We start from the raw sequence: 19,112 nt of genomic DNA, 5'->3' as shown, positions 1-19,112 counted from the left end.
AGGCCGTCCGCCGAGCGAAGCAGGAACAAGGCATGCACGCAACCGCCATCATCTTGGCAGCCGGTTTGGGTACACGGATGAAGTCGTCTCGGCCGAAGACCCTGCACCGGCTGGCCGGGCGATCGATGCTGCGCCATCTGCTGGCGAGCTGCGAAACCGTGTTCGACCGCATCGTTGTCGTGCTCGGCCCGGAGATGGATGCGGTCCGGCAAGAAGCCGCGCCACATACCTGCGTGGTGCAGGACGCTCGACTGGGCACCGCCCATGCGGCGATGCAGGCGCTGGATCATTTCGGCAGCGGCCAGGTGGCCGTACTGTACGCCGATAATCCGCTGATCCGTTCCGCCACGCTGCGGCATCTGCTGGACAGCCGCGCCGGCGCTGGACTGTCGCTGCTGGCGTTCCGCCCTGCCGACCCTGGGCGCTACGGACGGGTGCTGACCGGTGCGGATGGCCTGGTCGAGCGCATCGTCGAATACGCCGACGCCAGCGCGGCCGAACGCGCGGCCGGCCTGTGCAACGCCGGCGTGTTGTGCGCCGCCGCGGTTGACATGCGATGCTGGCTGCGGGCGGTTCGCAACGACAATGCGAAGGCGGAATATTACCTGACGGACGTCGTGGCGCTCGCCCGCGCCGACGGTGTTCCGGTCATCGCGGTCGAAGCCGCGGCGGACGAACTGGCTGGCGTCAACTGCCGCGCCGAACTGGCGCAGGCGGAAGCCGTGCTGCAGTCATGGCTGCGCCAGGCGGCAATGGACGCCGGGGTGACGATGACCGACCCGTCCTCGGTGTTCCTGTGTGCCGACACGCGTCTGTCACCGGACGTGACGATCGAGCCGAACGTGGTGTTCGGCCCCGGCGTGAGCGTCGCCTCCGACGTGCTGATCCGTGCCTTCAGCCATCTGGAAGGTGCCACGATCGGCCGCGGCAGCATCATCGGCCCGTTCGCTCGGCTGCGGCCCGGCGCCAGCCTTGAAAACAACGTGCATGTCGGCAACTTCGTGGAGATCAAGGCCGCCACCCTGGCCGCCGGGGTGAAGGCCAGTCACTTGAGCTATATCGGCGATGCCGCCGTCGGTGCTGGTACTAACATCGGCGCTGGCACGATCACCTGCAACTACGATGGCGCCTACAAGCATCGCACCACGATCGGTGCGGATGTCTTCGTTGGCTCCGACACCACACTGGTGGCGCCGGTCACGGTCGGCGATGGCGCGTTCATCGCCGCCGGCAGTGTGATCACGGAGACGGTCGAGCCCGACGCGCTGGCCCTGGGGCGCGGACGGCAGGTGCAGAAGCCGGGGCGCGCCAGGATCATGCGGGCAGCCGCGAAGAAGGAACAGCACTGATGTGTGGCATTGTCGGCGTCATCGGCGCCCGTCCCGCGGCCCCGATCCTGTTGGACGCGTTGTGCCGGCTGGAATACCGCGGCTACGACAGCGCCGGCATCGCCACGCTGGTGAACGGGCATATCGAGCGCCGGCGGGCGGAGGGAAAGCTGGTCAACCTGGCCTCCATCCTGGAGCGCACCGCCCTGCCCGGCTTTATCGGCATCGGTCACACCCGCTGGGCGACGCATGGCGCGCCGACCGAGAGCAACGCCCACCCGCACGGCACCGCGCGCGTGTCGCTGGTGCATAACGGCATCATCGAGAATCACGCCGAACTGCGTTCCGAACTGGAATCACAGGGTCAGGAATTTAGCACCGAAACCGATACCGAGACGGTGGCGCAGCTTGTGGACCTCAATCTGAAGCACGGCATGGCACCGGTTGAGGCGGCCGGGGCGGCATTGCGCCGGCTGGAAGGCGCCTATGCGCTGGCGATGATCTTCGCCGGCCACCCCGAGTTGATCATCGGCGCGCAGCACGGCGCGCCGCTGGCGGTGGGCTTCGGCGAGGACGAGATGTTCGTCGGATCGGACGCGTCGGCGCTGGCGCCGCTGACCCGCCGCATCGCCTATCTGCGCGATGGCGACTGGACGGTGGTCGATCGCCAGGGCGCGCGGTTCTTCGACATGGACGGCCATCCGGTCGAGCGGGAGGTGAAACTCACCCGCATGACCGGCGCCGCGATCGGCAAGGGCAACTTCCGGCATTTTATGGAAAAGGAGCTGCACGAGCATCCGGCGGTGATCGGCGACACGCTGCATCGCATGGTCAGTCCGGGCAGCCGCGCGGTCGCGCTGCCCGATCTGGGGATTGATTTCGCCACATTGCCTCGGATCACCATGAGCGCGTGCGGCAGTGCGTTCTACGCCGGCCTGGTCGGCCGCTGGTGGTTCGAAGCGATCGCCCGCATTCCGACCGAGGGTGATGTCGCCAGCGAATTCCGTTACCGCACGCCGCCGTTGCCGAAGGGTGGGCTGGGGCTGCTGGTTTCCCAATCGGGCGAGACGGCGGATACGCTGGCAGCGTTGCGCTACATGCGCGAACAGGGGCAGCAGGTGCTGTCGATCCTGAACGTCGCCGAAAGCAGCATGGCGCGTGAGAGCGACGCGGTGCTGGAAACCGTTGCCGGACCGGAGATTGGGGTTGCCAGCACCAAGGCGTTCACCGCGCAGCTTTCCGTGCTGGCCTGCCTGGCGCTCGCGGCCGGACGCGCCAGAGGGGCGATCTCGGCGGAGCACGAAGCGGCGATGACGGCGGCGTTGTTGGAGGTGCCAAGCCGAGCGGCGGAGGTGCTGGAGAATGATGCGGCGATCCAGGCGCTGGCGCATCGGGTGGCGCAGGCGCGGGACGTGCTGTTCCTGGGCCGCGGCAACTGCTTTCCGATCGCGCTGGAAGGTGCGCTGAAGCTGAAGGAAATCAGCTACATTCACGCCGAGGGCTACGCCGCCGGAGAGATGAAGCATGGCCCGATCGCGCTGATCGATCCGGCGGTGCCGGTGATCGCCATCGCGCCATCCGGGCCGCTGTTCGAGAAGACGGCATCAAACCTGCAGGAAGCGGCGGCGCGCGGCGGCCAAGTGATCGTGTTCAGCGATGCTGCCGGCGCGGCGAAGCTGAAGGGGATTGCCGCCGAAACCGTCGTGCTGCCGGCGGTCGATCCGTTCGTGGCGCCGATCCTGTATGCGATCCCTGTGCAGATGCTGGCGTACCATGTCGCGGTGCTTAAAGGCACGGATGTGGATCAGCCGCGGAACCTGGCGAAGTCGGTGACGGTCGAGTAGCAGGCTGATTGATCGCGGTAAGCGGCGATTTCAGGTGACGCCTGCGCCGTAACATGGCTCTGCCTGCGGCGCTCCTTTTCAGGCCAATTAACCACTGCTTCACGGCTACAAGCCAACATCACCGATCAGCTTGGATGAGGCATGAAAAATGAGCGGATTATTTCAGGTTCTTGACGTGGATGCCAAGGTGGACCATCGGTTGACCAACGTTGGTCAAGGAACGGCCATGAACACCATTAATCTCTACGAAGCCAAGACTCATCTGTCGGAACTGGTCGAACGCGCGGCCCAGGGTGAGGAGATCATCATCGCCAAGGCCGGTCGCGCCCTCGCGCGGCTGGTGCCCCTGGCCAAGCGGACCTCGCCGCGTCCGCTCGGCCTTCTGGCGGGGCAGGTCACCATTGGCCCTGATTTCGATGACCCGCTGCCTGAGGAGATCCTGCAGGCGTTCAAGTAAACAGCATCTTGAACCTGCTGCTCAACACGCATGTCTTTTTATGGATGGTCGCGGAGCCATCCCGGATTGATCGACGGATTCTAGCGGCACTGGCGTCGCCCGACAACGAGGTGATCGTCAGTGCCGCCACGCCATGGGAAATCGCGATCAAACAGGCCTGCGGGCGGCTGACATTTCCGCTGGAGCGCTTTGACGAGATCATGCAGCGCATGGGCTGCGACATGCTGCCGATCCTGCCGGCCCATGGCATCGCCGCCGGCAGCCTGCCGCGCCACCATGCCGATCCGTTCGACCGGATGCTGATTGCCCAGGCGCGGATCGAGACCCTGACATTGGTCACCCACGACGACGCGATCCGGCGCTATGATGTTGCCGTGCTTGAGGTGTCCCGGTTCTGATCCTTGGGGCGCCGCCGCTAGAGCGTCGTCCGTTCGCCTTGGCTCACGGACCCTGCTCCAGCCGTTAGATTGATCGCGTGATTCACCGTTTCGGTGATACCACCTGCTCGAACCACTCTTTACAACTCCAAGGTCCCTCGGGTCACCGGGACACAGCTTCCTGCCACCGTCGCCAGCACCGGCCCCTCACCCGTTTTGCGGGCGGAGGCGATGATGTGGCTGGGCCGTCCCATCTCCATGCCCTGTTCGATGTCGTAGTGCAGATCGACATTCTCCCCCGGTGCCAATGAGGTCAGCAGGGCCGCCAGTGCGGCGTTGGCGGCACCGGTGGCCGGGTCCTCCATGACGCCGAGCAGAGGGGCGAACATGCGGGTGCGCAGGTGGAGGAAATCCTCGCCAAGTCGGGTATATAGATGAACGGCGAAGTGCTCCGGCAGGGCTGCAAGCCGCGCCGCACCGTCGCGGAACGCCGCCAGATCGGGCTGGGCCCGAGCCAGCGCCTCCAGCGACGCGACCTCGGCGATCACGAACGATGCGCCGACCGAGGCGACGATCGGGTAATGCACCCCGGTGCCGATATCGTCCTCATTCAGTCCGGCGCAGGCGGCGACCAGATCGATCGGCACGGCAATGTCCAGCGACAGCGCACGGGGCGCCGAGATGCGGGCGCCGGAGATCGCGCCACCGGCGTCGCGCAGGATATGCACGCGGACCAGGCCGGCGGCTTCCTCGAAGGTGTAGTGTTCGGGCGGATCGCCAGCCATGCAGGCGAGAACATAGCCGGTGCCGACATTGGGATGGCCGGCGAACGGCAACTCCGCCCTTGGGGTAAAGATGCGCACGTGGGCGTGGTTGCGGGGATCGGCCGGTGGCAGGATGAAGGTGGTCTCCGACAGATTGAACTCCGCGGCGATCGATTGCATCTGCCGGTCGGTCAATCCGGCCGCGTCGGGAAAGACCGCCAAGGGATTGCCGCCGAAACGCTGGTCGGTGAAGACATCGACCGTGACGAAGTCATATTTGGGCATTGGACACCTCCTGAGCGAACCGCACCATGCCGCAGGGGCTGCCGCCGCGCGAGGGAATATCAGCAACCTGAAGCGCTGACCGAACTGCGCGCGGGCGCGTCGGAGCGGTCGCGCGCGAAGGCAACATGATAGCGGTCACTTAAAAATTGTTGAAGAAGTCATGTCCTTGGGCGCCAATTCGTCATGCCAGGGCTTGTCCCTACCCGATGCACACATCCTATGAACGACCTTGCTAGGCCCCGTGCGGTATGGGCTTGTCATCTGCCTCAAATCGAGAAGTGCATTGCGGAGCATGGCATGACAGCCAACCCCTCGCTGTTCAGTGATCGTCGTTTGGAAGCGGCTTGGCTGGACATGCAACAGCGGCTGTGTGGGATGGGCCAAAAGCGGGTGCAGGTGCGCGCGCTGGGCGGCGACCGGGCCGGCGAGATGAGGATAAGGCGGTTCCTGCACAACCCCCGCGTGACCCCCGATGAGATGATCGAGGCTGCGCGGACGCACACCGCCGCCTTGGTGGGCGGCCGGCACGTGCTGGCGATCCAGGACACCACCAGCCTGCGCGACGATGGCAAGGACAGCGGCCACTACCTGCATCCGACGATTGCCGTGGACGCCGACGACGGCACCTTGCTGGGCGTCGTCGCGGCCAGCTTCCTGCTGCGCCGGGGCAAGCAGGCGGCGCATTGCAACAAACGAGCGTTCGGCGACAAGGAAAGCGCTCGTTGGCTGGAGGCGACGCAAGAGGCGGCGCGGCTGTCGGCGGCTGGCGCGGCCTGCGTCACCACGGTGGCCGATCGCGAATGCGACCTCTACGAGGCCTTCGCGCTGCGCCCGCCGACGACGGAGTTGCTGATCCGCTGCCACCACAACCGCGTGCTGGCCGACGCGACGCGGCTGTATGCCGCCCCCACCGCGCTGGGCGAACTGGGCGGCAGCGTGGTGCACGTGCCAGCCGCCCCCGGCCGCGCCGAACGCCAGGCCAAGGTGGTGCTGTCTGCCTGCCCGGTCACGCTGCGCCGGCCAAAGCGCAACCGCGCGGCGGAAGCCGCCCGGCTGCCGGCGAAACTGAGCCTGACCTACGTCGAGGCGCGGGAAGTCAATGCACCGCCGCGAGTGAAGCCGCTGCACTGGCGCCTGCTGACAACGCACCCGGTGCAAACCCTGCCAGAGGCGCAACGCATCATCGACTTCTATCGCCGCCGCTGGAGCATCGAGCAGGTGTTCCGGGTCATGAAAACCCAGGGCTTCGACATTGAGGCCGTCGAAATGCAGGACGAAGCGGCCTTCGAGAACCTTGTCGCCACCACCCTGATCGCCGCCGTCAAGGTCATGCAGATGGTGCATGACCGGGACGGAACCGCCGCTCGGCCGCTGACCGACGCTTTCGACCCCGACGATCAACCCGTGTTGCAGGCCGTTTGCACCACCCTCGAAGGCAACACCGCCAAGCAGAAAAACCCGCACCCCCCCGGCTCGCTGGCCTACGCCACCTGGGTATGCGCACGCCTCGGCGGCTGGACCGGCTACTACGGCAAGCCGGGACCCATTGTCATTCATGCCGGCCTCGCCCGCTTTAACGCAATGCTCATGGGATACCACATCGCAAGGCATCAGCCGGGCCATGCTTGACGCAGCAGCCGCCAGATCGTTTCCATGTTGTGTGAATCCGGTAGGGCTTGTCCCGGCCATCCGCCCCCAGCCGTTGGTGCGAAGATGGCCGGAACAAGCCCGGCCATGACGGGGTCAAAACGGAGCAACCTGATCGGAAACTGTTCTAGCAATGCACCGCACGTGGCCCCATTGGAACCGGTCGCCGTCAGACCGCCGCTGGCAGTCCCGGCAAATCCGACCACGCATTTGCCAGCCCCGGCGCACAGGCGACAATCGGATTGCCCGCCGTCGCGCCGTCGCCGCGCAGAAAGTCACTGACCCGCGCCCCGGCCTCTCGCAGGATGACCAGCGCGGCGGCCACGTCCCACAGGTTGATGTGCAGTTCCGCGTAGCCATCCAGCCGTCCGGCGGCGACGTCGACCAGTCCGAGGCTACCGGACCCGCCATGCCGCAGGCTGGCGCCATCCCGCAGCACGCGCTCGCACACTTCAAGATAGGCGGTGTTTGGCCGGCGGCGGGACCAGCCGACTTCCATGATCGCCTGGTCCACGGCCTTCGTATCGGCGGCATGGAGCGGCCGACCGTTGAGCCAGGCCCCGGCGTCCCGCCGCGCGGTGATCGTCTCATGCAGCGCCGGCGCGACGACGACGCCGAGCAGCGGCGTGGTTCCTTCCAGGCAGCCTACCGAGACGCAGAAGCGCGCCGCGCCGCGGGCGAAGTTGGCGGTGCCGTCGATCGGATCGACCACCCAGCGCAGGCGGCCGCCGCGCGAGACGCCCGCCTCCTCGCCCTGGAACCCGTCCGACGGGAAGGCGGCGGCGAACTGCTCGGACAAAAACCGCTCGATGGCGGTGTCCGCCTCGGTCACCCAGTCCTGTGGCGCTTTCAGCTTGCCGCGTACCGCCCCAGGCGGCGGCCGCATCGCCATGGCCATCTTGCCGGCCTGTTCGGCGAGCCGGATCGCGCTGTCGAGCCGCGCGCCGACCGCATCAGGCATCCGGTTCGTCGGGCGGCTCGATCATCGGGGTCGGATCGAGCGGCGCGGGCGGCGTTCCGGCCGGCGGCCCCGGAGGATCCGGGTCGGGAAAGGCCGGGTCGGAGGGATCAAGCTCGCCGGCTCCCTCCGCCATGGGCGGTGGTGGTGGCGCCGACGACGTGCCGCCGCCCATCCAGGAGGCAACCTGCTCCGCCCGACCCAAGGCCGAGTCCAGCGCCGACATGGTGCCGGACAGGTCGTCCGTCTCGTCCTTCTCCCAGGTGCGCAGGCACCACAGCCACACCGCCGCGAGACCTTGCGCCTGCAGGTCGCCGCGCGGCCCGGTGGCGTCGATGCCGGCGGCCTGGAGCATCCAGCGCATGCTGTCGCGCGTCGCGACGGCCAGCAGCAAGGTGGTCGCGGGGTCAGTCGGCAGGGCGCGCAGCAGCGCCTTGATCCCGTCACGATGGGTTTGCAGGGCATCGAATCGCCGCATCAGCAGATCGAACAGACGATCCCGCACCGGCCCCTCGGAGGGGGCGTCGGTCAGCGCCGCCTGATCGGCAAGCCGCCCGAAGCGCAGCAGAATGGTGGACCGGCCGGGAAAGCGGGCCCGCGCTTCCGATAACGGCAAACCAGCCGCTCGGCAGGCGGCGGGAACGGTCACGTGCCGCCAGCCATCCTCGGCGGCCAGACGGAAGGCCGCGGCAATCAGCGCGGTGTCGAATTCAGTATCGCTCATGATGCACACATGGGACGTGTGCCGCTTCGCTCAACCGGCAAGTTCTTGCGAGCGCCGGGTTGCCGCGGCAATCGCGCGGGACAGCGCGGCGGGCCAGGCGTCCGGCGCCATCAGCACCGACAACGCCGCGGCTGTAGTGCCAGCGGGACTGGTGACCGCCTTGCGCAAATCCGCCGCGTCCTCGGCGCTGGCCGCCAACAAGGCACCGGAGCCGGACACGGTGTGGCGCGCCAGCAGACGGGCGAGGTCGGGCGGGATGCCCTGCTCGATCGCCGCCTGCTGCATGAGTTCCGCCAGCAGGAAGACATAGGCGGGTCCGCTGCCCGAGACGGCGGTGACGGGATCGAGCAGCGCCTCCTGCTCCGCCCAGGCGACGGTGCCGATCGCGCGCAGCAGCCGGTCGCACAGCGTGCGTTGCGCGGTGCTGACGCCTTCGCCGGCGCAGGCGACAGCAATTCCCTGGCGTACCGCGGCGGGGGTGTTCGGCATGGCGCGGACGATCGCCGCCGTGGGCCCCAGCAACGCGCCAATCCCGGCGATTGTACGCCCCGCCATGATGGACAGGAATACTGTTCGGCCGGCGAAGCGTGCATAGGCCGGCAGGATGGCGGCGGCGTTCTGCGGCTTTACCGCCAGCACGACGGCGGCCGGAACGAAGCGGTCCGGAAGTGCCGCGGCGTCCGGCACCACGGTCATGTCGGGACCGGCGGACGTCGTGGCCGATGCGGCGGGATCGACGGCGCAGGATGGCGCCAGACCTTGCTCCCGCCAACCCGCCAGCATCGCGCTGCCCATGCGGCCACAGCCGACCAGCAGGATCGGCGGGATGGAGCCGGCTGGGCTCAGCATGGTAGCCAGTTGGCGGAGCGACAAGAAGACAGCCGGATCGGACCGTGCGTCACGACCGGCAGCGGCCTGGCCGCCGACGCCTTGCGGTGCCGTACCCGGCACGGGCGTGGCTGGGCGGCCTCCGCCGGCCATGACGTGGGGCATGAACGCCGCTTCCAGGCAGCAGTGACTTGCCTGCGAGGACCTGGCGGGCCGGTCCTGCTGGTCCCACCGCCGCTGGCTGATTTCCTCATGCCTCCCCCACGCAATCCAGCATGGCGGCGGCCAGGGCATCCGCCGGGGATTTGCCGCCCCACAGCACGAACTGGAAGGCGGGAAAGAATCGCTCGCATTCGGTCAAAGCGATGTCGATCATATCCTCCAGGCTTTCGGCGGACGCGCCTGGCGCGCCGCGCAGCAGCACGGCATGACGGAACACCGGCATCCCGTCGTCCGACTCCAGGCCGAAATGGCCCAGCCACAGCTTCTCGTTCGCCAGGGCGAGCAGCTCGTACAGCGCGGCGCGCTGCTTTTCCGGCACCTTCAGGTCGAAGGCGCAGGTGAAGTGCATCACGCTGATCTCGTGCGACCAGTTGAAAAACAGGCCGTAGTCGCACCAGCGCCCCGGTGCCTCCGCCGCCATTTCGGAATCGCTGCGGCGGTCGAACACCCATTCATTCGCGGCGACGATCTGCTCCATTACATCGAGGGGGTTGGCTGCGGTGTCACTGGACGTGGTCAGCGCTGCTGACATGCGGGGTCTCCCATCAAAAGGAAGGCCGAGCGTGGCCTTCACCCCCAGGATTGGTATGAATCTGCAATGCGATTCGCCCGGAGTTGGCCACATGATGAAGCCTATTCATGTGTCCGCATCGCCCGCAAGGGCTATCGCTAACTTTTCACCAAAAGCTTAGGTGTCTTTGCCTCCACAATACAGGTGGATTAAGCGCGATTGTTTTAGGTTGACCCACGGATCGCGCCTTAATCATTGTTTGATCGCGTGATTCACGCCTTCTGACCGGGTCAGCCTCAGGCGATCAGGCTCTAAAGCTCATCCGGCACGACGGCATCCGCATCCGGCGCTTCCAGCACGGCTACCCTCGCCTCCAGCGCGGCAAGCCGGGTTTCCAGCGTCGTCACCGTGGCCTCGGCCGCTTCCTGTCCGGCGCGGGCGTTGGCGGCGAGTTCCTGCACCGCCTCCAGCTCGTCGCGCCGGACCAGGTCGAGGCGCTGGATCATGTCATCGAGCCGCGCGCGGAGCATCGCCTCCGCCTCCTCCCGCAGTCCCGCCATGGCGGAGATCGCACCGCCGGCAACACCGGCGAGGTCGTCGAAAAACTTTGGCCGATCGGTCATTGCTGCTTGCTCCTGTGATACGGCTTCCTCAGCCGGATCATGCCACGTATATAGCGGCGCCATGATCCTTGTTACCGGCGGCGCTGGCTTCATCGGCTCTTATCTTCATGCGGCGCTGACGCGACGCGGGTGCGAAACCGTCGTGGTGGATAGCCTGGGCAGCGGGAACAAGTGGCGCAATCTTGCCAAGCATCCGCCATCCCGCATCGTGGCGCCGGCCGAGCTGGACGCCTTCCTGGCAAGCCGTCCATCCTTCGAGATGGTGTTCCATCTTGGCGCGGTCAGCGAAACCACCGCGACCGATGGCGATCACACCTGGGCGACCAATGTCGAATTAAGCCGCCGCATCTGGGAGTGGTGTTCGGCGCGCGGCGTGCGCATGATCTACGCCTCGTCCGCCGCGACCTATGGCGACGGGGCGCGGGGCTTTGACGACGACGGGTCGATCCCGGCGCTGGAGCAGCTACGCCCGCTGAACCTGTATGGCTGGACCAAGCACGCGTTCGACATGCAGGTCGCCAAGCACCTGACCAGCCGCCATGAGCATCCGCCGCAGTGGGCCGGCCTGAAGTTCTTCAATGTCTATGGCCCGAACGAATACCACAAGGGTGGCATGGTCTCGGTCGTGAAGGTCAAATATGATGAGGTCGCGGCTGGCGGACCGGCACGCCTGTTCAAGTCCGATCAGCCGGGATTGGCCGATGGTGCACAGGCGCGGGATTTCATCTGGGTTGGTGACGTGGTCGACGTGATGCTGTGGCTGATGGACACGCCCGCGGTCAGCGGACTGTTCAACCTGGGCACCGGCCAGGCGCGCACCTACCTGGATTTGGCGCACGCGGTGTCCGACGCGGTGGGCAGGCCGCGTGCGGTCGACTTTATCGACATGCCAGCCAGCCTTCGCGGACAATACCAGTCCTTCACCCAGGCGCCGATGAAACGGCTGCGAGCCGCTGGCTATCCTGGCCAGTTCACCTCACTGGAGGAAGGTATCCGGCGTTACGTGCAGGAACATCTGGCAACGCCTGACCGGTACGTGTGATCCCGGTCGTGCCATGATCCCCGCCCTGCTGTTTCCGCAGTTCGACCCGGTCATTGTCCAGGTCGGACCGTTCGCCATCCGCTGGTATGCCCTTGCCTACATCGCCAGCCTGCTGGTCGGCTGGCGGCTGGTGCGCCGACTGGCGCGGCTGCCGCCGGCTGTCGCCACAGCGTTGCAGGTTGACGACTTCCTGACCTGGGCGGTGCTGGGCGTCGTGCTGGGCGGACGGCTTGGCTACGTGCTGTTCTATCAGCCATCGGTCTATCTGGCGCATCCGCTGCAGATCCTCGCGGTCTGGCAAGGCGGCATGAGCTTCCACGGCGGCATGCTGGGGGTGGCCACGGCGATCATCGTGTTCTGCCGCCGCAACGGCATCCCGCTGCTGGGCTTCGCCGACCGGATCGCTGTCGTCACACCGATCGGCCTGGGCCTTGGCCGCGTGGCGAATTTCATCAACGGCGAGTTGTGGGGACGCCCCGCGCCGGACTGGCTGCCCTGGGCGATGAAGTTCCCCAGGGCACCCGACTGCCCCAGCTTTCCCGACATCTGTGTGGCGCGGCATCCGAGCCAGATCTACGAGGCGTTGCTGGAAGGCTTGCTGCTGTTCCTGGTCATGTTCCTGCTCTCGCGCCGGGAACGCCTGCGCTCGCGTTTCGGCATGCTGACCGGGTTTTTCCTGTGCGGCTATGCCATCGCGCGGATCACCGGCGAGTTGTTTCGCGAGCCTGATGCGTTCCTGGGCTTCCTGCCGTTCGGCACGACGATGGGACAGGTCCTGTCGGTGCCGATGTTCCTGGTCGGGCTGTGGCTGATTCTGCGGACTCGCCGGATCGCATGACAGCAGAGCGGCTGGACCACTTCATGGCGCGGGCCAACGCCATCTACTATTCGACGCACGACCCGTTCGCCGACTTCACCACGTCGCCTGAGATCAGCCAGGTCTTCGGCGAACTGATTGGCGCGTGGGCGGCGTACAACTGGCAGCATCTGGGCCGCCCGGACCCGGTACTGCTGGTCGAGGCCGGGCCGGGCCGCGGCACGTTGATGGCGGATGTCCTGCGCGCGGCGCGCAGCGTGATGCCGGCGTTCGCCACCGCGCTGCGGGTGCATCTGATCGAGACCTCGGCGCGCCTGCGCGCGGCCCAGGCGGCGCGGGTGCCGATGGCGACCTGGCACGACTCGCTCGATTCGGTGCCGACGGGGCCGATGATCCTGCTGGCGAACGAGTTCCTGGACGCGCTGCCGATCAGGCAGTTCGTCCGCCGGGCTGGCGGATGGACGGAACGGTTCGTGCTGGACGGGGCCTGGCTGGAACGTCCGGCCGACCGAACCGCGGTGCCGGCGGAGCGGCGAGCGGCCGTCGGACAGGTCGTCGAGGTGAACGAGGCGGCGCGGGCGTTCGTCGGGGCGGTGGCCGAGCGGGTGCGGCGGGACAGGGGGGTGGGGTTGTTGGTGGATTACGGGCCCGAACGCAGCGCCGCCGGGGTCAGCCTGCAGGCGATCGCGCAAGCGCGGCCGGTTGATCCGCTGTCACCGCCGGGCACCGCGGATCTGACCGCGCATGTGGATTTCGCCGATCTGGCCTTGGTCGCGCGGGCGGCGGGGGCCTCGGTGCAGGGGCCGGTGACGCAGGGGGCGTTTCTGGCCGAACTCGGGCTGTTCAAGCGGACGGAAGTACTGGCTCGTGAACGCCCGGTAAAACAGGCGGCGGCGCTGCGGGATGGCGCGCTGCGGCTAGCCGAACCGCGGGCCATGGGAGAGCTGTTCAACGTGATGGTCGTTGCTTTCGCAGGGTGCCCGGCGTTGCCGGGTATGCCGGGGGTGCCAGATGGAATTTCTTGAGTTGAAGATCGTCTGAATTTACCATCGGTGCAGCACCTGGGGGATTGGACTGGCGAAAACCGTCGCCACATAAATCAAGTGCCCCCGTATCCTTGACTTTTGCCCTTGTTATTCCGATACCCCGCCCGTCAGGCGAGTGGATGCCGGAGATCTCGCAGGCGGGATGCAGATGTCCCTCGCGCGGCTGCCGATGCATTGATCGCAGCCATGTCATCGACTGGACCCGAATTGACCGAATCAACGACCGCCTCACGGCCACAGACCGACGCGGAACCGACCGCCCCGGAAACGACTGCTCCGGAAACGACTGCTCCGGCGGCGGAGAGCGCGTTCGCGGAAACCGTCGTGCCGACCGTCGAAGCCTCGACCGAGGCGGTTGCCCCGCAGAGCGAGGCGGACCCGGCTGCCATGGATGAAGCACCGGCGGAACCGCTCGCGGACGACGGTTCGGCAAGACCGATCCCGGATCAAGCCGAGCCGGCAGACTCCGCCGCTGACGCTGATGCGGCAATTGAACCGGACACGCTTCAGGCGGACAGCAGCGGTTTGGCCGCGAACTCGCCGCCGCTGTTTGATCTTGATGCGCAACAAGAACCCATCGCCGGCGGCGCTGTCATCCCGATCGCGGCGGGCGCGCCGCCCGAACCGGTGCTTGCCACCTTCGCCGATCTGGGTCTTTCGGCGGACGTGCTGCGCAGCATCAACGAACTTGGCTACCGCCGTCCCACGCCGATCCAGCAACAGGCCATCCCCTATGTTCTGATGGGCCGCGACGTGATGGGCATCGCGCAGACCGGCACCGGCAAGACCGCCGGCTTTACCTTGCCGATGCTGGATATCCTGACCGGGCGGCGGGCCCGCGCCCGCATGCCGCGCAGCCTGATCCTGGAGCCTACCCGCGAGCTTGCCCTGCAGGTCGCCGAGAACTTCGTGCAATACGGCAAATACCTGAAGCTGACCCACGCGCTGATCATCGGCGGCGAGAGCATGTCCGACCAGAAGGACGTCCTCAACCGCGGCGTGGACGTGCTGATCGCGACGCCCGGCCGGCTGCTCGACATGTTCGAGCGCGGCTCCATCCTGCTGTCCGACACGGGTATCCTGGTCATCGACGAAGCCGATCGCATGCTGGACATGGGTTTTATTCCGGATGTGGAGCGTATCGTCTCGATGCTGCCGGCGACCCGGCAGACGCTGTTCTTCTCCGCCACCATGGGACCGGAGATCAAACGCCTGGCCGATGCCTTCCTGCGCAATCCGAAGGAAATCACCGTCTCGCGGTCCGCATCGGTGGCGGTCACCATCACCGAGGGTCTTGCCCTGGTGGCCGAACACGACAAGCGCGAGGCGCTGCGCCGGATGATCCGGAATGAGAACGTGCAGAACGCGCTGATCTTCTGCAACCGCAAGGTCGATGTCGATATCCTTTACAAGTCGCTGTCGAAACATCATTTCAGCGCCGGCGCGCTGCACGGCGACCTGTCGCAGACCGTGCGCTTCGCCACGCTGGAGAAGTTCAAGGCCGGCGAGCTGAAGTTGCTAGTGTGCAGCGATGTCGCGGCGCGCGGCCTGGATATTGGCGGCCTGTCGCATGTGTTCAACTTCGACGTGCCGATCCATGCGGAAGACTATGTCCACCGCATCGGCCGCACCGGGCGGGCCGGACTGATCGGTCATGCCTTCACCATCGCCGCGCCCGATGACCGCTATGCCGTGCAGCAGATCGAGAAGCTGATCGCCCATCCAATTCCGCCCATGCTGGTCGAAGGCCTGGATCCGGTAGACTGGGCCGAGGGCGACGGCCGCAAGCGACGCGGACGCCGGCGCGCCGAACCGAGGAAGCCCGAGGCCCGCACGCCGTCGGAGAAGGACAAGACGCGGGAGCCAAGGGCAAGACGCGACGGCGCACGGCCAGAGCGGGCGCGTCCGGCCCGTCCGCCAAACCCGGAGCAGGCGGTGCCGGAGCATGCGAGCCTTGACATACCGACGATGGCGCGCGCGCCGGAGCGTCCGTCCAGGCGGGATGAGCCGCGGCGCGATGAGCCGCGCAGAGACGATCCCCGCCGGGACGAGTTACGTCGGGACGAATTCCGTCGCGACGAGCCGCGGCGTGAGCGTTATCGCCGTGATGAGGACCTGGGTCCCGATGTCGTCGGCTTTGGCGATGACGTGCCAGCCTTCATGATGCTGCGGCCCCGCCGTCCCCATAGCCCCGAGAGCATGGCGCCAGACAGCAGGGAGACCGATGCATGAACGACGCTCCTTCCCATCCCGTCAGTCATTTCACGCCGTTCGCGTGGGATGATGCGCTCCGCCTGGAGGGCGCGCTCAATGAGGACGAACGGGCGATCCGCGATGCCGCGCACGATTTCTGCCAGGAGAAGCTGTTTCCGCGCGTCCTGCTGGCCAACCGTCGCGAGCACTTCGACCGCGAGATCATGAACGAGTTCGGCGAGATGGGCTTCCTGGGCGCCACCCTGGACGGCTACGGCTGCGCCGGCGTGAACTATGTCAGCTACGGCCTGATCTCGCGGGAGGTCGAACGGGTCGATTCCGGCTACCGGTCGGCGTTCTCCGTGCAGTCGTCGCTGGTGATGTATCCGATCCATGCCTTCGGCTCGGAGGAGCAGCGGCGGAAGTACCTGCCGAAGCTGCGCACCGGCGCGTTTGTCGGCTGTTTTGGCCTGACCGAGCCGGATGCCGGGTCCGATCCGGCGTCGATGCGGACCCGTGCGAAAGCAGTCGATGGCGGCTTCATCCTGAACGGCTCGAAGACCTGGATCACCAACGCGCCGATCGCCGACGTGCTGGTGGTCTGGGCGAAGGACGATGCCGGCGACATCCGCGGCTTCATCCTGGAACGCGGCATGGATGGCCTGACGCAGCCGAAGATTGAAGGAAAATTCTCGCTGCGCGCCTCGGTTACCGGCATGATCATGATGCAGGACGTGTTCGTGCCGGCCGAGAACCAGTTGCCCGGCGTGAAAGGCTTGCGCGGTCCGTTTTCTTGCCTGAACAACGCGCGCTACGGGATTGCCTGGGGCGCGATGGGCGCCGCCGAGTTCTGCTGGCACGCCGCGCGTGAGTACACCCTGCAGCGCATGATGTTCGGCCGCCCGCTGGCCGCGACGCAACTGGTGCAGAAGAAGCTCGCCGACATGCAGACCGAGATCACGCTTGGGCTGCACGCCGTCCTGCGCCTGGGCCGGCTGATGGACGAGCACCAGGCCGCGCCGGAGATGATCAGCCTGCTGAAGCGCAACAACTGCGGCAAGGCACTGGACATCGCCCGCGTTGCCCGCGACATGCATGGCGGCAACGGCATTGTCGATGAGTATCACGTCATCCGTCATGTGATGAACCTGGAGACGGTGAACACGTATGAGGGCACGCACGACGTGCACGCACTGATCCTGGGGCGGGCACAGACCGGACTGTCCGCTTTCGGCGGGTAGCGCGGTCGCCACTCGCTTGCAAGTTCGGCGGTTCTACTTGCCGACCAGCAGCGCCCGTAAAGCCTCCAGTTCCCGCACCGCCTCCGCCAGCAGCGCACGCAGGTGTTCGGCTTGCGGATCCGCGCCCGAACCTTGCGTCGCGCGGCCGGTGAGGGGCAACGGCGGCACCATGAGCGGGAGACCGGGGATCAGCCGTTCATGGGTGGGATGGTTTTCCCCCTCCGCCGCGGCGCGTTCGTCGGCGGTTGGTGGCGGAATGTCGTCGGACAGCAGGCCGCCGCCTTCGCGCAGCAGGCGTTGGACGCCCTTGATCGTGTAACCCTGGGTGTAGAGAAGATCCGCGATGCGGCGCAGCAGGATGATGTCATCAGGCCGATAATAGCGCCGGCCACCGCCACGCTTGAGCGGCTTTACCTGCTGGAACTTGGTTTCCCAGAAGCGCAGAACATGTTGTGGAATATGAAGATCGTCCGCTACCTCACTGATTGTGCGGTAGGCATTGGGGGCCTTCTTGAGGCGAGCGCGCTGGCCCGGATCGTTATCGCTGCCTCGCGGGTCGTCTGTCACGACAAGGTCCATGGCCCGCGGTCCGGATCAATGTCCAGGAGAATCCGGTCATTCATCGTCTTCCGGACCGGGCGTGGTGCCGTTGACATGCGCCTTCAGCACATGGCTGGGGCGGAACACCAGCACCCGCCGCGGCAAGATGGGCACTTCTTCGCCCGTCTTTGGATTGCGGCCAATACGGCGTCCCTTCTGGCGCACTGAAAAGGTGCCGAAGCCACTGATTTTAACGGCCTCTCCATTCTCGAGACGGATTGCAATGCGATCGAGAACGTCCTCCAGCAGGTCAGCGGACTCGTTGCGAGACAGCCCGACCTGGGTATAGATCATTTCGGCAATGTGCGCACGCGTGATCGTCAGCATAACCGTACGCTAGGCAGAACGTATCGGCGCGTCAAGTTTATCGGTAACGAGAATCACTCAGGATCAGCACTTTGCAGCCGATTGTGTCGTTTGAGGCTGAGACGGCCAGGAAGGCGAGGGCTCCGCCCCTCGACCCCGCCAAAGGCTGACGCCCTTGGAACCCATTTAGGGGTTTGGCGGAGAGGGGGGCGACCGAGGCGGTTGCAACGGACTGAGTGGCCCCCTCTCCGCCAAACCCCTGGACAGGGATCAAAGGGGCATCCGCCCCTTTGCGGGTCCAGGGCGGAGCCCTGGCCTGCCTTACATCCGCACCAGCGCCGAACCCCAGGTCAGGCCGCCGCCCAGCGCTTCCAGCAGCACCAGTTGACCGGGGCGAATGCGGCCGTCCCGGCAAGCTTCGGCCAGCGCCAGCGGGACCGACGCGGCGGAGGTGTTGGCGTGCCGGTCCACCGTCACCACCACCCGCTCCGGCGGCAGGCCCAGCTTGCGTCCCATGGCGTCGATGATACGGCGGTTGGCCTGATGCGGAACCAGCCAATCAATGTCGGCATGGGACAGGTTGTTGGCGGCCAATGCTTCGTCCACCGCTTCGGCCAGCCGGGTGACGGCATGGCGAAAGACCTCGCGGCCGTTCATCACCAGATGGCCGGACTTGTCCGGCTGGCCGACGGCGCCATCGACATAGAGAATATCGCCGAGTGTGCCCTGCGCGTGGATGTGGGTCGACAATATGCCGCGCCTGTCATGGTGGCGCGGTTGCTCGGCGCGGAGCAGGACCGCACCGGCGCCATCGCCGAACAGCACGCAGGTGCCACGGTCCTGCCAGTTCAGGATGCGGGAATAGACCTCGCTGCCGATCACCAGGACGCCACGCACCTGACCAGCGCGGATCATGCCGTCGGCGACGGACAACCCATAGATGAAGCCGGCGCAGGCCGCCGACAGATCAAAGCCGAACCCACGGGTGATCCCAAGTTCCGCCTGCACCCGCAGCGCCGTGGCGGGAAATGCCTGGTCGGGCGTGCTGGTCGCCAGGATGATGGCATCGACGTCCGCCGCGGTCGCGCCAGCATCGGCCAGCGCCGCACGTGCCGCGGCTGTCGCCATGAAAGCCGCGGTTTCATGCCGCGCGGCGAAATGGCGCTGCCGGATACCGGTGCGCTCCCGGATCCAGTCATCGGAGGTATCGATCGTGCGCGACAGTTCGTCGTTCGTCACGACCCGCTCAGGCAGATAGCCACCGCAGCCGGCGAGGATGGAACAGGGCGGCATCTTCGA

General features: G+C 66.6%; 19 protein-coding genes. 10 read left to right on the top strand and 9 right to left on the bottom strand.

All coding sequences use genetic code 11. The features are described 5' to 3' along the window. Positions 1–32 precede the first annotated feature (32 nt). From glmU to ACQY4S_RS01015, 4 genes are all read left to right on the top strand, one after another. The gene (gene glmU / locus ACQY4S_RS01030) at positions 33–1,349 is read left to right on the top strand and encodes a bifunctional UDP-N-acetylglucosamine diphosphorylase/glucosamine-1-phosphate N-acetyltransferase GlmU (protein WP_428483314.1); all 1,317 of its coding nucleotides are present in this window, start codon (positions 33–35) and stop codon (positions 1,347–1,349) included. Continuing rightward, the gene (gene glmS, locus ACQY4S_RS01025) at positions 1,349–3,172 is read left to right on the top strand and encodes a glutamine--fructose-6-phosphate transaminase (isomerizing) (RefSeq protein ID WP_428483313.1); all 1,824 of its coding nucleotides are present in this window, start codon (positions 1,349–1,351) and stop codon (positions 3,170–3,172) included. The genes glmU and glmS overlap by 1 nt, the downstream gene beginning before the upstream one ends. Before the next feature lie 175 nt (positions 3,173–3,347). Further along, positions 3,348–3,629: a type II toxin-antitoxin system Phd/YefM family antitoxin gene (locus ACQY4S_RS01020; protein ID WP_428483312.1), complete on the top strand. Its 282-nt coding sequence runs from the start codon at positions 3,348–3,350 to the stop codon at positions 3,627–3,629. Positions 3,630–3,637: 8 nt separating this feature from the next. Continuing rightward, positions 3,638–4,027, top strand: coding sequence for a type II toxin-antitoxin system VapC family toxin (locus ACQY4S_RS01015; RefSeq protein WP_428483311.1), 390 nt, complete (start codon positions 3,638–3,640; stop codon positions 4,025–4,027). Between the two features lie 119 nt (positions 4,028–4,146). Here ACQY4S_RS01015 and ACQY4S_RS01010 read toward each other — a convergent pair whose 3' ends face one another. Continuing rightward, entirely contained in the window at positions 4,147–5,055 is a 909-nt protein-coding gene (locus ACQY4S_RS01010) for a PhzF family phenazine biosynthesis protein (RefSeq protein WP_428483310.1), read from the bottom strand. A 297-nt stretch (positions 5,056–5,352) separates the two neighbouring features. Between ACQY4S_RS01010 and ACQY4S_RS01005 the strand changes: the two genes are divergently transcribed. Then, positions 5,353–6,684 carry an IS4 family transposase gene (locus ACQY4S_RS01005; RefSeq protein WP_428483309.1) on the top strand — a complete coding sequence of 444 codons (1,332 nt, stop codon included), beginning with the start codon at positions 5,353–5,355 and terminating at the stop codon, positions 6,682–6,684. A gap of 187 nt (positions 6,685–6,871) precedes the next feature. Here the strand turns inward: ACQY4S_RS01005 and ACQY4S_RS01000 are convergent, their stop codons facing one another. The 5 genes from ACQY4S_RS01000 to ACQY4S_RS00980 form a co-directional block, all read right to left on the bottom strand. Beyond that, positions 6,872–7,663 (bottom strand): inositol monophosphatase family protein, encoded by a 792-nt coding sequence (locus ACQY4S_RS01000; protein WP_428483308.1) that lies wholly within the window; start codon positions 7,661–7,663, stop codon positions 6,872–6,874. Continuing rightward, complete coding sequence (locus tag ACQY4S_RS00995) at positions 7,656–8,384, bottom strand: TetR family transcriptional regulator (protein WP_428483307.1); 729 nt, start codon at positions 8,382–8,384, stop codon at positions 7,656–7,658. Before ACQY4S_RS00995 ends, ACQY4S_RS01000 begins: the two co-directional genes overlap by 8 nt. A gap of 30 nt (positions 8,385–8,414) precedes the next feature. Next, a complete protein-coding gene (gene proC / locus ACQY4S_RS00990) occupies positions 8,415–9,233 on the bottom strand; it encodes a pyrroline-5-carboxylate reductase (RefSeq protein ID WP_428483720.1) in 819 nt (272 codons plus the stop codon). A gap of 229 nt (positions 9,234–9,462) precedes the next feature. Then, positions 9,463–9,966, bottom strand: coding sequence for a YbjN domain-containing protein (locus tag ACQY4S_RS00985; protein ID WP_428483306.1), 504 nt, complete (start codon positions 9,964–9,966; stop codon positions 9,463–9,465). Between the two features lie 290 nt (positions 9,967–10,256). Continuing rightward, positions 10,257–10,568: an accessory factor UbiK family protein gene (locus tag ACQY4S_RS00980; RefSeq protein ID WP_428483305.1), complete on the bottom strand. Its 312-nt coding sequence runs from the start codon at positions 10,566–10,568 to the stop codon at positions 10,257–10,259. 61 nt (positions 10,569–10,629) lie between these two features. Between ACQY4S_RS00980 and rfaD the strand changes: the two genes are divergently transcribed. The 5 genes from rfaD to ACQY4S_RS00955 all read left to right on the top strand — a co-directional run bounded on the left by rfaD (position 10,630) and on the right by ACQY4S_RS00955 (position 16,907). Beyond that, positions 10,630–11,610, top strand: a complete 981-nt coding sequence (gene rfaD, locus ACQY4S_RS00975; RefSeq protein WP_428483304.1) for an ADP-glyceromanno-heptose 6-epimerase — start codon at positions 10,630–10,632, stop codon at positions 11,608–11,610. A gap of 13 nt (positions 11,611–11,623) precedes the next feature. Beyond that, positions 11,624–12,448 carry a prolipoprotein diacylglyceryl transferase gene (lgt, locus tag ACQY4S_RS00970; RefSeq protein ID WP_428483303.1) on the top strand — a complete coding sequence of 275 codons (825 nt, stop codon included), beginning with the start codon at positions 11,624–11,626 and terminating at the stop codon, positions 12,446–12,448. Continuing rightward, the gene (locus ACQY4S_RS00965; RefSeq protein ID WP_428483302.1) at positions 12,445–13,452 is read left to right on the top strand and encodes a class I SAM-dependent methyltransferase; all 1,008 of its coding nucleotides are present in this window, start codon (positions 12,445–12,447) and stop codon (positions 13,450–13,452) included. The genes lgt and ACQY4S_RS00965 overlap by 4 nt, the downstream gene beginning before the upstream one ends. 198 nt (positions 13,453–13,650) lie before the next feature. Beyond that, a complete protein-coding gene (locus ACQY4S_RS00960; protein ID WP_428483719.1) occupies positions 13,651–15,705 on the top strand; it encodes a DEAD/DEAH box helicase in 2,055 nt (684 codons plus the stop codon). Then, entirely contained in the window at positions 15,702–16,907 is a 1,206-nt protein-coding gene (locus ACQY4S_RS00955) for an acyl-CoA dehydrogenase (RefSeq protein ID WP_428483301.1), read from the top strand. Before ACQY4S_RS00960 ends, ACQY4S_RS00955 begins: the two co-directional genes overlap by 4 nt. Before the next feature lie 33 nt (positions 16,908–16,940). Here ACQY4S_RS00955 and ACQY4S_RS00950 read toward each other — a convergent pair whose 3' ends face one another. The 3 genes from ACQY4S_RS00950 to ACQY4S_RS00940 all read right to left on the bottom strand — a co-directional run bounded on the left by ACQY4S_RS00950 (position 16,941) and on the right by ACQY4S_RS00940 (position 19,106). Further along, positions 16,941–17,486, bottom strand: a complete 546-nt coding sequence (locus ACQY4S_RS00950) for a MerR family transcriptional regulator (protein WP_428483299.1) — start codon at positions 17,484–17,486, stop codon at positions 16,941–16,943. A 36-nt stretch (positions 17,487–17,522) separates the two neighbouring features. Next, the gene (locus ACQY4S_RS00945) at positions 17,523–17,834 is read right to left on the bottom strand and encodes an integration host factor subunit alpha (protein WP_428483298.1); all 312 of its coding nucleotides are present in this window, start codon (positions 17,832–17,834) and stop codon (positions 17,523–17,525) included. 300 nt (positions 17,835–18,134) lie between these two features. Beyond that, complete coding sequence (locus ACQY4S_RS00940; protein WP_428483296.1) at positions 18,135–19,106, bottom strand: beta-ketoacyl-ACP synthase III; 972 nt, start codon at positions 19,104–19,106, stop codon at positions 18,135–18,137. Between the last annotated feature and the right edge of the window lie 6 nt (positions 19,107–19,112).

Source organism: Rhodopila sp. (assembly GCF_965276935.1).
GTDB lineage: Bacteria > Pseudomonadota > Alphaproteobacteria > Acetobacterales > Acetobacteraceae > Rhodopila.
This window is presented reverse-complemented; position numbering and strand designations above follow the sequence as displayed.

What these genes read in the sequence shown, in the direction of transcription:
- glmU (WP_428483314.1), top strand. Translation starts at nt 33, where the DNA reads ATGCACGCAACCGCCATCATCTTGGCAGCCGGTTTGGGTACACGGATG.
- glmS (WP_428483313.1), top strand. Translation starts at nt 1,349, where the DNA reads ATGTGTGGCATTGTCGGCGTCATCGGCGCCCGTCCCGCGGCCCCGATC.
- ACQY4S_RS01010 (WP_428483310.1), bottom strand. Translation starts at nt 5,055, where the DNA reads ATGCCCAAATATGACTTCGTCACGGTCGATGTCTTCACCGACCAGCGT.
- ACQY4S_RS01005 (WP_428483309.1), top strand. Translation starts at nt 5,353, where the DNA reads ATGACAGCCAACCCCTCGCTGTTCAGTGATCGTCGTTTGGAAGCGGCT.
- ACQY4S_RS01000 (WP_428483308.1), bottom strand. Translation starts at nt 7,663, where the DNA reads ATGCCTGATGCGGTCGGCGCGCGGCTCGACAGCGCGATCCGGCTCGCC.
- ACQY4S_RS00995 (WP_428483307.1), bottom strand. Translation starts at nt 8,384, where the DNA reads ATGAGCGATACTGAATTCGACACCGCGCTGATTGCCGCGGCCTTCCGT.
- proC (WP_428483720.1), bottom strand. Translation starts at nt 9,233, where the DNA reads ATGCTGAGCCCAGCCGGCTCCATCCCGCCGATCCTGCTGGTCGGCTGT.
- ACQY4S_RS00985 (WP_428483306.1), bottom strand. Translation starts at nt 9,966, where the DNA reads ATGTCAGCAGCGCTGACCACGTCCAGTGACACCGCAGCCAACCCCCTC.
- ACQY4S_RS00980 (WP_428483305.1), bottom strand. Translation starts at nt 10,568, where the DNA reads ATGACCGATCGGCCAAAGTTTTTCGACGACCTCGCCGGTGTTGCCGGC.
- rfaD (WP_428483304.1), top strand. Translation starts at nt 10,630, where the DNA reads ATGATCCTTGTTACCGGCGGCGCTGGCTTCATCGGCTCTTATCTTCAT.
- lgt (WP_428483303.1), top strand. Translation starts at nt 11,624, where the DNA reads ATGATCCCCGCCCTGCTGTTTCCGCAGTTCGACCCGGTCATTGTCCAG.
- ACQY4S_RS00965 (WP_428483302.1), top strand. Translation starts at nt 12,445, where the DNA reads ATGACAGCAGAGCGGCTGGACCACTTCATGGCGCGGGCCAACGCCATC.
- ACQY4S_RS00955 (WP_428483301.1), top strand. Translation starts at nt 15,702, where the DNA reads ATGAACGACGCTCCTTCCCATCCCGTCAGTCATTTCACGCCGTTCGCG.
- ACQY4S_RS00950 (WP_428483299.1), bottom strand. Translation starts at nt 17,486, where the DNA reads ATGGACCTTGTCGTGACAGACGACCCGCGAGGCAGCGATAACGATCCG.
- ACQY4S_RS00945 (WP_428483298.1), bottom strand. Translation starts at nt 17,834, where the DNA reads ATGCTGACGATCACGCGTGCGCACATTGCCGAAATGATCTATACCCAG.
- ACQY4S_RS00940 (WP_428483296.1), bottom strand. Translation starts at nt 19,106, where the DNA reads ATGCCGCCCTGTTCCATCCTCGCCGGCTGCGGTGGCTATCTGCCTGAG.